This window comes from Clostridium sartagoforme (assembly GCF_039521405.1).
Lineage (GTDB): Bacteria > Bacillota > Clostridia > Clostridiales > Clostridiaceae > Clostridium > Clostridium sartagoforme.
Window position 1 is genome coordinate 17,801 of record NZ_BAAACH010000020.1, and the last position, 12,458, is coordinate 30,258.

At 30.7% G+C, this 12,458-nt stretch carries 13 protein-coding genes; all 13 read right to left on the reverse strand.

The window, feature by feature from the left end; all coding sequences use genetic code 11:
* Nucleotides 1-121: 121 nt before the first annotated feature.
* Nucleotides 122-1,321 (reverse strand): acetate/propionate family kinase, encoded by a 1,200-nt coding sequence (locus ABDZ60_RS09915; protein ID WP_343777874.1) that lies wholly within the window; start codon nt 1,319-1,321, stop codon nt 122-124.
* A gap of 18 nt (nt 1,322-1,339) precedes the next feature.
* Nucleotides 1,340-2,347 (reverse strand): phosphate acetyltransferase, encoded by a 1,008-nt coding sequence (gene pta / locus ABDZ60_RS09920; protein WP_047001741.1) that lies wholly within the window; start codon nt 2,345-2,347, stop codon nt 1,340-1,342.
* A 58-nt stretch (nt 2,348-2,405) separates the two neighbouring features.
* A complete protein-coding gene (locus ABDZ60_RS09925) occupies nt 2,406-2,822 on the reverse strand; it encodes a MaoC family dehydratase (RefSeq protein WP_047001742.1) in 417 nt (138 codons plus the stop codon).
* A gap of 18 nt (nt 2,823-2,840) precedes the next feature.
* Nucleotides 2,841-4,022 carry an acetyl-CoA C-acetyltransferase gene (locus ABDZ60_RS09930; RefSeq protein WP_047001743.1) on the reverse strand — a complete coding sequence of 394 codons (1,182 nt, stop codon included), beginning with the start codon at nt 4,020-4,022 and terminating at the stop codon, nt 2,841-2,843.
* A gap of 10 nt (nt 4,023-4,032) precedes the next feature.
* Entirely contained in the window at nt 4,033-4,755 is a 723-nt protein-coding gene (locus ABDZ60_RS09935) for a beta-ketoacyl-ACP reductase (protein ID WP_047001744.1), read from the reverse strand.
* A 140-nt stretch (nt 4,756-4,895) separates the two neighbouring features.
* On the reverse strand, nt 4,896-5,471 hold the full coding sequence (locus ABDZ60_RS09940; RefSeq protein WP_047001745.1) for a TetR/AcrR family transcriptional regulator: 576 nt from the start codon (nt 5,469-5,471) through the stop codon (nt 4,896-4,898).
* Between the two features lie 67 nt (nt 5,472-5,538).
* On the reverse strand, nt 5,539-6,354 hold the full coding sequence (locus ABDZ60_RS09945) for an alpha/beta fold hydrolase (protein ID WP_047001746.1): 816 nt from the start codon (nt 6,352-6,354) through the stop codon (nt 5,539-5,541).
* A 24-nt stretch (nt 6,355-6,378) separates the two neighbouring features.
* The gene (locus tag ABDZ60_RS09950) at nt 6,379-7,710 is read right to left on the reverse strand and encodes an acetyl-CoA hydrolase/transferase family protein (RefSeq protein WP_047001747.1); all 1,332 of its coding nucleotides are present in this window, start codon (nt 7,708-7,710) and stop codon (nt 6,379-6,381) included.
* Between the two features lie 84 nt (nt 7,711-7,794).
* Nucleotides 7,795-9,009 (reverse strand): ABC transporter substrate-binding protein, encoded by a 1,215-nt coding sequence (locus ABDZ60_RS09955; protein WP_343777880.1) that lies wholly within the window; start codon nt 9,007-9,009, stop codon nt 7,795-7,797.
* 62 nt (nt 9,010-9,071) lie between these two features.
* Nucleotides 9,072-9,779: an ABC transporter ATP-binding protein gene (locus tag ABDZ60_RS09960; RefSeq protein WP_016205966.1), complete on the reverse strand. Its 708-nt coding sequence runs from the start codon at nt 9,777-9,779 to the stop codon at nt 9,072-9,074.
* Between the two features lie 13 nt (nt 9,780-9,792).
* Nucleotides 9,793-10,581, reverse strand: a complete 789-nt coding sequence (locus tag ABDZ60_RS09965) for an ABC transporter ATP-binding protein (RefSeq protein WP_343777882.1) — start codon at nt 10,579-10,581, stop codon at nt 9,793-9,795.
* Nucleotides 10,559-11,569 (reverse strand): branched-chain amino acid ABC transporter permease, encoded by a 1,011-nt coding sequence (locus ABDZ60_RS09970; protein WP_047001748.1) that lies wholly within the window; start codon nt 11,567-11,569, stop codon nt 10,559-10,561. Before ABDZ60_RS09970 ends, ABDZ60_RS09965 begins: the two co-directional genes overlap by 23 nt.
* A 13-nt stretch (nt 11,570-11,582) precedes the next feature.
* Nucleotides 11,583-12,458 carry a branched-chain amino acid ABC transporter permease gene (locus ABDZ60_RS09975; protein ID WP_047001749.1) on the reverse strand — a complete coding sequence of 292 codons (876 nt, stop codon included), beginning with the start codon at nt 12,456-12,458 and terminating at the stop codon, nt 11,583-11,585.

Below are 12,458 nucleotides of genomic sequence, written 5' to 3' on the forward strand. Positions count from 1 at the left end.
ATATTAAGTTTAAATACTAATTTAATTTATAAGTAAAAATAAAGGATGTAGTTTAAGGGGTTTTTATTAGTTATCTAATAAAACTATATATCTACATCCTTTTATATATAAGTATTGAGAGCTAAATATTATTTAGAACTTCTAATGTTTCATTTGCTATCATTAGTTCTTCGTTAGTTGGAATAACAAATACTTTAACTTGAGAATCTTCAGTACTTATTTCAACTATCTCTCCTCTTACGTCATTCCACTTATCATCAATTTTTATTCCTAAGAAATCCATTCCTTCTAAACAAGATTTTCTTGTTATACTTGAATTTTCACCTATACCTGCTGTGAAGATAATTGCATCTACTCCACCCATATGTGCAGCATAAGCAGCTATTTGACCTCTTATTCTGTAATAAAAAATATCTAAAGCTAATTTTGCTCTTCTATTTCCCTCTAATGCAGATTTTTCTAAATCTCTAAAATCTGAACTAACTCCAGATATCCCTAATACTCCTGACTTTTTATTAAGAGAATCACTTGCTTCTTCTGGCGTATATCCACACTCCTCAATTAAGAATGTGGATATTGATGGATCAATATTACCGCATCTTGTTCCCATAGCTATTCCAGCAAGAGGAGTAAAGCCCATAGAAGTATCTATAGATTTACCATCTTTTATTGCACATATACTAGCCCCATTTCCTAAATGACAACTAATTATTTTCATATCTTTAATATCTCTGTTTAATACTTCTCCAAGCTTTTGTGAAACATATTTATGAGAAGTTCCATGAAATCCATATTTTCTTATACCATATTTCTCATACAAACTATACTCTATAGGATATATATAAGCTTCCTGTGGCATAGTTTGATGGAATGAAGTATCAAATACTGCTATCATAGGAGTATTTGGCATTAATTCTTTACATGCTTTTATTCCTGTTATATTAGGTGGATTATGAATTGGTGCTAATTTTATACATTCCTCTAAATGACATAAAACTTCATCATCTATAAGAACTGAATTAGAATATTTTTCTCCACCATGAACTACTCTATGGCCTACAGCATAAATTTCATTTATATCTTGTATAACACCATATTTTTTATCAAGCAATGTTTCCAGAACTATATTAATAGCCTCTTTATGATTTGTGAATTTTCCATTTACAACATACTTTTTTCCAATAGGATTCTTATGAGTTAATACAGAGTCAGCTAAGCCAATTCTTTCAACTAAACCTTGGCACATAACCTCCTCAGTATTCATCTCTATTAGTTGATATTTTAATGATGAACTTCCACAATTAATAACTAGTATTTTCATATTTTATCTTCACCTCTACTACAATGTAATTTTTGATTGGGATTGTACAGAAGTCAAAACTACTACATTTACTATATCCTCTACTGAGCACCCTCTAGATAAATCATTTATAGGTTTAGCAAACCCTTGACATATCGGTCCTATAGCTTCAGCATTAGCAAATCTTTGTACAAGTTTGTATCCTATATTACCTGATTGCAAATCTGGAAATATTAAAACATTAGCTCTTCCAGCTACACTACTATTTGGTGCTTTTTGCTTTGCAACTTTTTGTACTATTGCAGAATCTAGCTGTAATTCTCCATCAATTAATAAATCTGGTCTCATATTCTTAGCTAGTTCTGTTGCCATTCTTACTTTTTCCACTGTTTCATGATCTGCTGATCCCATAGTTGAAAAACTTAACATTGCAACTCTTGGCTCTATTTTACAAACATTTCTTGCTGTATCTGCTGTTGCTATTGCTATTTCTGCAAGTTCTTTATAATCTGGATTTGGATTTACAGCACAATCAGCAAATAATAACATCCCTTCTTCTCCATAACATGAATTAGGAACCATCATTATAAAGAAACTTGATACTACTGAAACACCTTTTAAAGTTTTTATTACTTGAAGCCCCGGTCTTAATAAATCTCCTGTTGTATGAATTGCTCCCGATACCATTCCATCTGCATCATTACATTTTACCATCATTGTACCAAAATATAGTGGATCCCTAACTATGCTCTTAGCTTTTTCTATAGTCACTCCCTTATTTTTTCTTAACTCGTAAAACTTCTCTATATAATATTGAAGTTTATCTGATTTTTCTGGATCTATTATATCTATTTCATCAATATCTGCATTTAATTTTTTTGCCTTATTTAAAATAGTTTCATAATTACCAATTAATATAGGATGTGCTACATTTATATCTTTTATTTTACTAGCAGCTAATATAGTTCTTTCCTCTTCTCCTTCTGGTAAAACAATCTTCTTTATATTCTCTTTAGCAAGTTCATATAATTTATTTAAAAGTTCCATGTCTTTCCCCCTAATGTTAGGATATTTTTATAAAGACTATATATAAGTTGTAAAAATATTATTTAGGAGGCATTACTACAGCCTTTCCTTTAACTACAACTTCGCCTCTTTGGTTTGTACAAATTGTTTCAAGAGTTATTCTATTTTTTTCTTCTAATTTTTCAATAACTTCCACTGTTGCTGTTATAGTATCTCCAAATCTAACTGGAGATGTAAATTTTAATTCCTGTGAAAGATATATAGTTCCTGGACCAGGAAGCTGCATTCCAAGAACAGTTGATATATATCCAGCTGATAACATACCATGAGCTATTCTTCCCTTAAACATAGTGTCTTTAGAATATTCTTCATTGAAATGTGCTGGATTTAAATCACCACTCACACCTCCAAATAAAATTACATCAGCCTCACATACTGTTCTGCTATAACTAGATTTATCTCCTAAATTTATTTCATTTATAGTTTTACCTTTCATATTAATCCTATCCTCCTATTACTCTCTTTCAACCAATATTGCAGTTCCCATTCCTCCGCCTATGCAAAGTGTGGCTAATCCTTTTTTAGCATCTCTTCTTTGCATTTCATGAAGTAATGTAACCACTATTCTGGCACCTGAACAACCTATAGGATGTCCTAATGCTATTGCTCCGCCATTTACATTAACTTTAGATAAATCTAATTCTAAATCATTGACTACTGAAATTGATTGTGCTGCAAAGGCTTCATTAGCTTCAATTAAATCTAAATCCTTTACTGTCCAATTTGCCTTTTTTAAAGCATTTCTAGTTGCTGGCACAGGTCCATAGCCCATTATTGATGGATCTACTCCCGCTGAACCATATCCTCTTATCGTTGCTAATGATTTTAATCCTAAATTATCTGCTTTTTCTTTACTCATTACTATAAGAATAGCTGCTCCATCATTGATTCCTGATGCATTTCCTGCCGTTACAGTACCATCTTTCTTAAAAGCAGTTTTTAACTTACTTAATTTCTCTAAAGTTACACCTGGCTTTATATACTCATCTTTATCAAATATACTAGGTTCTCCCTTTTTATTTGGAATTTCAATTTTAACTATTTCCTCATTAAATTTTCCTAACTCTTGAGCTTCTATTGCCTTTCTTTGGCTTTCTACTGCAAATTTGTCTTGTTCTTCTCTTGATATGTTCCATTTTTCTGCTATATTTTCTGCTGTTATACCCATGTGATATTTATTAAAAGCATCTGTTAATCCATCTTCTATCATCGTATCTACTAATTTCCCATGTCCCATTCTTTGTCCAAACCTAGCTGAAGGAATTATATATGGGGCATTACTCATACTTTCAGTTCCTCCGCATAAAATCACATCAGCATCTCCTAGCATGATTTCTTGTACTGCTAAGGTAATTGATCTGAGCCCTGATCCACAAAGTTTATTTAATGTCATACTTGGTACTTCAACTGGAATTCCTGACTTTACTGATATTTGTCTTGCTATATTTTGCCCAAGCCCACTCCCAAGAACATTTCCTATTAATACTTCATTTATTTCTTCTGGGTTTATCTTTGCTCTCTTTATAGCTTCCTTAGCTGCAAATACTCCTAAATCTACAGCAGTAAACTTAGATAAACTTCCTCCAAAACTTCCAATTGGAGTTCTTACTGCTGATACTATAACTACATCTCTCATATTCATCCTCCTACAATCTCATTCCACCATTAACTGATAAATTATGTCCTGTTATATATGATGATTCATCACTAGCTAAGAATAAAACTGCATTTGCAATTTCCTCTGGCTCTCCAAGTCTTCCAAGCATAGTTTTTCCTCTCATATTCTCTAATACCTTTTCTGGTACAGTTTTCATCATATCTGTATTTATATAGCCGGGTGCTACTGAATTAACTCTTACCTTTGCCCCTTTTCTTGCAAATTCCTTAGCCCAAGTCTTTGTCATTCCTATTACACCTGCTTTTGTTGCAGCATAATTAGTTTGTCCAACATTACCATACTCACCAACTATAGATGCTATATTAATTATTGAACCTATCCCTTGTTCCATCATGTGAGGTCCTACTAATTGTGCAATATTAAATAATCCCTTTAAATTAACATTTATAACTAAATCCCACATTTCTTCTGTCATTTTTTGAATTAATGCATCTCTAGTTATTCCTGCATTATTAACTAAAATATCTACTCGTCCAAATTTCTCTATTATAGTATCAAAAAATACTTTTATTCCATTTCTATCTGTAACATTTACTTCATATCCATATATATTCTTATTTTCATAAGGTAACTTATTCATATCAACAGCTATTACTTTAGCTCCTTCTCTAGCAAAGGTCTCTGCAATACATCTTCCAATTCCTTGAGATGCTCCTGTAACTATAGCAATTTTATTTTCTAATCTTAACATTTTAACCCTCCATATTTGTAAGTACTTACTTACATATTGTTTTAAAAAAATTAATCCTTCCTTTTGGAGTAAGATTAATTAATTTTATTTATTAATATATTTTTTAAATTTTGTATGAATTTCTAATTGTAGAATATTGATTATAATTTATATAATGCAATAAATTGTCTTGTATGTTCTTTAACTAAATCTTCCCATGATATTTTTGTTATGGTGTTATCACTTAATAGCTCAACTGTAAATGCTCCTAAAAGGCTATTAATTAATGTTACAGCCATTATCTCCGGATTTCCCTTTGTTATATTTTCTTCATTTAATTTTATAAAGTATTCAATAAGAACACTTATTAACTTTCTTGAAAGCTTAAGTTTAACAAAATCTTTTTCATTATCTGCAAGCTTCATTTGAACTTTATAAAGTTTAGTATTTTGAACAAGTAAATCATAAATTCTCTTTGAAATTAACATCATACTATCTTCAAAATTTAATTCTTCTGTATCATTTAATATATAATCAACATGAGAATCTACTACATAATGTTCCGTAGTTACTTGAAACAAGTTACTTTTTGACCCAAAATGCCTAAAAATAGTTAATTCATTTACTCCTGCTTCCTCTGCTATTTGCTTTGTTGTAGTCGGATAATATCCCTGCTCAGAAAATAACTTTAATGCCACTTTCATTATCTTTTTACTTGTATCATTGTTGTATTTCATTATTTTTCTCCCTTTCAGCAGTTTAGTTATATAGTAAGTACTCCCTTACATTCTTTATATTACTATATTATACTATTTTTATTTCTTTCTCAACAAATAAATATCCTTTTAATATGTTAATAAATTCATTAGGCTTTTCATACATAGATGCATGCCCACATTCTCTTATTAATATATATTGGGAATTAGGAATACCTTTGTAAATATCCTCCTGCTCTGCAACTGGAGTTATAAAATCATATTCACTGCTTACTATTAATGTACTTATATCAATTTTATTTAGCTTTTCTTTAACATCATATCCTTCTGCACTTTTTATAAGTCTTATCATCGATATAAGAAAGTCTTCTTTAAATACTTTATATAAAATTTCTCTTCTTTTATTCATCCAATCTATATTTTTATTATAAAAACTTGGTGAATATATTATTGGTATTGTTACATTATAAAATGTTTCTGCATCTTTTGTTTCCGCTGCATTAATCCATCCTCTTCCAATATCTTGGAGCCATGAATTTGTGTTACTTGTAGTGTTAAATAATATTAATTTATTTAATAAATTTTTGTACTTTAGTGCAAATTGAAGTGCTACTTCTCCTCCATAGGATATTCCGAATAAATTAATTTTATTTAATTCTAGTTTATCTATTACTGCCTTGACTACTTCAACTTGTAAATCTTGTTTGTATAAGCTATCCATTTTGTCTGATTTTCCTTGATCTAGAAAATCTAAAAGTACAACTTTATTATTTCTACTGAGTTCTGGAATAAAAGCTTTCCAACTCATATGTGACATCATTATACCATTTAAAATTACTATAACTTCTCCTTCTCCATGAACTTCATAATAAATGTTTTTTTCATTATATTTTATAAAAGGCATATTAACACCCCCAATTAAACTTTTCTAAATTAGACCTAGCCTCTTTGCACTATTTAAAAGTTCTTCCTTAAATTTTGGATGAGCTATATTTATTAATCTATAAACTCTCTCACTAATAGTAGTTCCTCTTAATTCTGCTATTCCATATTCAGTAACAACCATATCAACATCATTTCTTGATAAACTTACAGCTGCCCCTGGTTTTAAAAATGGAACTATTTTCGATATTTCTTCTCTTTCACCAGTGTCCTTATTTTTAACCATAGCTGTTGAATACAAAGCTATAAAAGAACGTCCATTTTTTGATCTTTGTGCTCCTATTGCTGTATCTGCTTGTCCACCAGTTCCGCTAAATTGTATTGTTCCTATTGATTCTGACGCACATTGTCCTGTTAAGTCTATTTCTATTGTTGTATTTATAGAAACTTGATTATCATTTAATCCAATTATATATGGATCATTTGTCCAATGTCCATCCATTATCATAACTGATGGATTATCATTTATAAAGTCATACAATTCTTTTGTTCCAAGAGCAAAAGCTGCTATATGTTTTCCTTTATATAAATTTTTATTTTTGCCATTTACTGCACCTGATTTTACAAGTTTCATCATACCTGTTGTAAACATTTCCGTATGAATTCCCAAGTCCTTTTTGTTAACTAATGAAGCTGCAACTGCATTAGGTATTCCACCAATTCCTAGTTGAATACAATCACCATCATTAATCCTATCTGATATAAACTTACCTATCCTTAAATCTTTTTCATTTGGCTCAACATCTAAAAGTTCTGGAACATCATAATTTGTTTCTATCATATAATCTATATCATTTATATGAACCTCTACATCTCCAAAGGTTCTTGGATAGTTTGGATTTATCTCTAAAATTACTAACTCTGCTTCCTCTATCATTCTTTTTTCATATACATTGCTTAAGGATAAAGAAACATATCCATGTTTATCTGGCATAGTTGCAGTTCCTATAAATATATTTGGCCTTTTATGAACTAATCTTTTTATTGCGGCTAAATGTAAATGGTTGGGTATAAATGAAATATTTCCATTCCCATGTGCTTTTCTCATTGCTGCGGTATAAAACCATCCATCCATTTTAAATGATTCTTTATAGCTTGGATTTATAAAATATTCTGCCATTTCTATAGGTAAGCATGTTGTTACTGTAACATCTTTCACTCTATCAGATATATTATGCAAATTTCTTAATATTTCTCTTGGTTCTGCTGCTGCAAGAGCAGAAACTATAATATCTCCAGTTTTTATTTTGCCTAATGCCTCTTCAATAGTTATATATTTCCCATTAATTACGTCTTTTGATTTAACTGTTTGTAACATATTAAACCCTCCTATAAGTTTTTTATACTATCAGCCAAGATTTCTTATGTGTTTCTTGGCTGATAGACAAAACATAAAGATAATTTATTTTCCTAATATATCATTTATACTCTTAAATCCAATATATGGAGACCAACCTATTGCACTTTTTATATCCATTTTTACTAAAGACATTTCTTGTGTACCAAGTCTCTTGCCATCCGCAAAATCTATGTTACCTCCAAAAGGATTCTTTATTGGCTCTTTTTCCATAGCCTTTATATAATTTTCCCAAGTTATTTCTCCATCGACTTTTTCTAAGCCTTTTACAAAGAAATCAGCCGCTATCCAACCAGTCATAGCATACGCATTTGCTGAAAAATCTTCAGTTGATGCTTGTTTAACCCATTTTTGAAATTCTGCCATTGCTGGAGTTGTTACATCTACCCAACAATTACTATAAATTTCAAATTTATCAGCTACATCTGATTTTATTGCTTCAACCATTGTTTTATCGCCATTTACGTAAGTAGTTATAGCTGGTTTTGTATTTCCTTGCTTAGCTAGTTCTTTAGCTATTTGAGGGAAAGTTCCTTGAATCCCAGCTATTATTATTGCATCTACATCTGAGTTCTTAATTTTAGTTACTGCTGCTGAAACATCTTCTGCTCCTGGCGCAACTTGCTCACTTATAACTTCAACTCCGCCCATGTTTTTAGCTTCTGTTTCAACACCCTTAACTAAATCCTTACCTGCATCGTCATTAGTGTAGATTACACCTATTTTGTCTGCCTTAAATTCTCCCTTTGCCCAAGCAGCCATTATACGACCTTCCATTGGATATACAGGTTGTACTGGAAATATATTATCGCCTTTACCTTTTGTAGCATTTTCGTTATATAATATTCCTGTACCTGTAGCAAAATAAACTGAAGGGATACCTATTTCTTTAAGGTCATCTAGTGTTGCTCCTACAACTGGAGTTCCAAAGTGCCCTACTATAGCAAATACTTTCTCATCATTTACAAGCTTATCTAAAATAGCTTTTCCTTTTTCTGGATTGAACTCGTCATCTTGATGAACATATTCTATTTTTCTTCCTTTAACTCCTCCCCCTTCATTTACCATCTTAAAGTAAGCTTCAATACCAGCTTTAAATGGAACTCCTACTGGAGCAAATGCTCCTGAAGTAGCTATACTATTTCCTACCTTTATTGATGTTTCAGTAACACCTTGTGCTGCTTCCTCTTTTTTGCCACAACCAGCAAAAGTCATTGTTAAAGTAAGCGAAGCTAAAAGCAATGCAATTTTTTTTCTCATAAAAATTCCCTCCATACATTATTTTTATTTTTAATTATATTAAGGATTACTCCCTAAAAACTTTACTCTCCTCCAAGATAAGCCTCTAATAATCTCTTATCTTGAATTAATTCACCAGCTTTTCCTTTCATATTTATTTCTCCAACCTCTAATACATAAGCATAGTCCGCTATCTTTAATGTTTGAAGAGCATTTTGCTCAATTATTAGCACCGTTGTTCCTTCTTGATTTATCTCTTTTACAATTTCAAATATATTTTTTACTATAAGTGGAGCTAATCCTAAAGATGGCTCATCTAAAAGTAGTAGCTTTGGACTTGCCATTAGTGCTCTTGCTATTGCAAGCATTTGTTGTTCTCCTCCACTTAAGGTTCCTGCTATTTGTTTTCTTCTTTCTTTTAATATTGGAAAATATCTATATACTCTTTCAAAATTGCGTTCTATTTCTTTTTTCTTCTTTACTGTAAATGCACCTATTCTTAAATTTTCTTCAACTGTTATATCAGGAAAAACTTGTCTCCCTTCTGGTGATTGAACGATTCCTAAAGATGTAATTTTTTCTGCTGATAAATTAGTTATGTTTTTTTCACAAAACTCTATACTTCCACTTTCTGCTTCTACTATTCCAGATATAGTCTTTAAAGTAGTTGTTTTACCAGCACCATTTGCTCCAAGTAAGGCAACTATTTGGCCTTCTGGAACCTCTATATCTATTCCTTTTAAGGCTTTTATACTTCCATAAGAAACAGTAAGATTATTAATTTTTAACACTATTTTATCCATCTTACTCCTCCTTTCCTAAATAAGCTTCTTGAACATCTTTATTACATTGAATTTCCTTTGGAGTTCCTTCAGCTAATTTTTTTCCAAAAGATATTGCACATATTCGATCACAGATATCCATTACAAGTCTCATATCATGTTCTACTAATAAAATGTTACATTTGTATTCATCTCTTATATTCCTAATTAATTTTGCTAATTCTAAAGTTTCAGTATCATTTAGTCCGGCTGCAGGTTCATCTAGAATTATTAATTTAGGGTTGCTCATAAGAGTTCTTCCTAGTTCTATCTTTTTTAATATTCCATAAGGTTGTCCACCTGCAAGTTCATTTTTCTTACTTTCGATTCCTAAGAATTCTAAAATTTTTTCTGCCTTTTCTATATTTTTTTCTTCTTCCTTTTTAGACTTTCTAGTTCTTAATGAATTAGAAAATAGTCCTGACTTATAATCAATATGTGCTCCTATAAGTAGATTTTCTAATAAACTTAAATCTTGAATAACCTCAACATTCTGGAATGTTCTAACTAAGCCAAGCCTTATAATGTCATGAGTACTTTTTTCTACTAAATTTACATCTTTATCTTCTATTGTTTTAAATATTACTTTTCCACTATTAGGCTTATAAAATTGAGTTATGCAATTAAATACAGTAGTTTTACCTGCCCCATTTGGTCCTATTAATCCATATATTTCTCCTTGATTTATATGAAAGCTTAAATCATCAACAGCTTTTAACCCTCCAAATGCTATTGATAAATTTTCAACCTTAAGTGTTTGCATTAAGCTCATTTACTTTCACCTTCTTCTTATTAATATATTTTTTAATATCTTTTCCTATATAGATCAATCCGTGTGGATAAAATAGTATTACGATGATTATTAATATTCCTGTAAAAATATAAGCAAGTCCATCTATACTACCTATTACCGGAAGCTGCTTTAATATTAATTCTGGCACCCCAAATACTATTATTGAACCTATAATAGGGCCCGTAATAGTTCTTAACCCTCCAATAACTATTACCGCTAGTATTTGTAGAGATAAAAGTAAATTCCATGTGGCTGGATAAGAAAATCTTATAAAATGAACGTATAACACTCCTCCTAAAGATGCATATACTGTTGCTATTGCGAATGCTGTAAGTTTGTATTTTAATAAATTAATTCCCATAGCTTGAGCAGCTGGCTCACTAACTCTCATTGTAAGTAGTGCTCTTCCTGTTGATGAATGTATAAAATTATCTGTAAGTATCATGACTATGATTAATATAACTACAATCAATATGAACGTTGTATCCCTATTTAAGCCAAATCCAAAAATTTCTGGGTATGAAGCTGTTTTCCCCGAAAATCCTCCTGTTATATTATCAAATTCAATGAATATCTTTTTAAATATTTCTGATACTGCTAAGGTTGCTATCGCTAGATACATTCCTGAAATCCTTAATGATACAAGTCCTATTAAAAGTCCTATTATTAAAGGAACTATTATTGATATTATTAATGAAACCAAAAATGGTAATTTTAGATCTTGAGTTAAGTATGCAGATAAATATGCACCAAGCCCCATAAATCCTGCAGTACCTAATGATATTAAACCTGAATATCCTAAAAGAACATTTAATCCTACAGCTACTATTGCATAAAATAGTATTGTTCCAAAAGTAGTTATAGTTGAACTTTTTATAATTCCCATATCTTGTAATAATGGTAATGATGCTAATATAATTCCAAGCAGAATATATTTACTATATCTATTTTCAAATAGTTTTTTCATACTTTTGCGCCTCCTATACCTTCTTTATTATTTTCTTGCCTATTATTCCATTCGGTCTTAAAACTATAAATAGTAAAATTAAAGTAAATAATATAGGCTCCCCCCAGGTTGATGAAACATAATATATAAGTACATTTCTACCAAGTCCAATTATATATGCTCCAAGTACTGGGCCATAGAAGGTTTGGAATCCACCTAGTACACAGGCTATAAGTGCATTAGTTTGAACATTATCCATCATAGATACATTTACAGTTATTGCTGGTGCAAGCATTAAAGCTGCTAATGTTCCTAATGCTGCAGCTATTGCCCAAGCTCCCATTGTTACTAATGAAGTAGGTACTCCCATTAATCTAGCTGTTTGTTCATTAGATGCTGTAACTCTTACAGCAAGTCCCCATTTTGTATTCTGTAAAAAATAAAATAGTACTGCCATTATAATTAGTCCAACTATTATATTTAATAATGCATTATAAGATATAGATGCTCCGAATATATTAACTGCTCCACTTTCTATGAATTTAGGAAAATTTAGTGGTGTTGAACCAAATATCATTGGTGCTATTCCTAAAAATAGCATTATTATTCCAAAAGTTATAATTTGCTTTCCTACTGCTGATGTCTTTTTAGCTTTTCTAATAATTATGATATCTACTAATACCCCAGATACAAAAGCTGCAATCATTCCAATTATAGCTGCTCCCCATGACGGTAATCCAAAATGAATTAAAGCAAATGTTGCAGCAAAAGCATTGAACATTCCTATTGAACCTTGTGCAAAATTAGTAGTTTTACTTGTTCTAAAAATTATTATTATTCCAAGTGCAGCCAAGGCATAAACGCTTCCAGTTTCTAAACTACTAAATAATATTTGAAAAAATGTATCCAT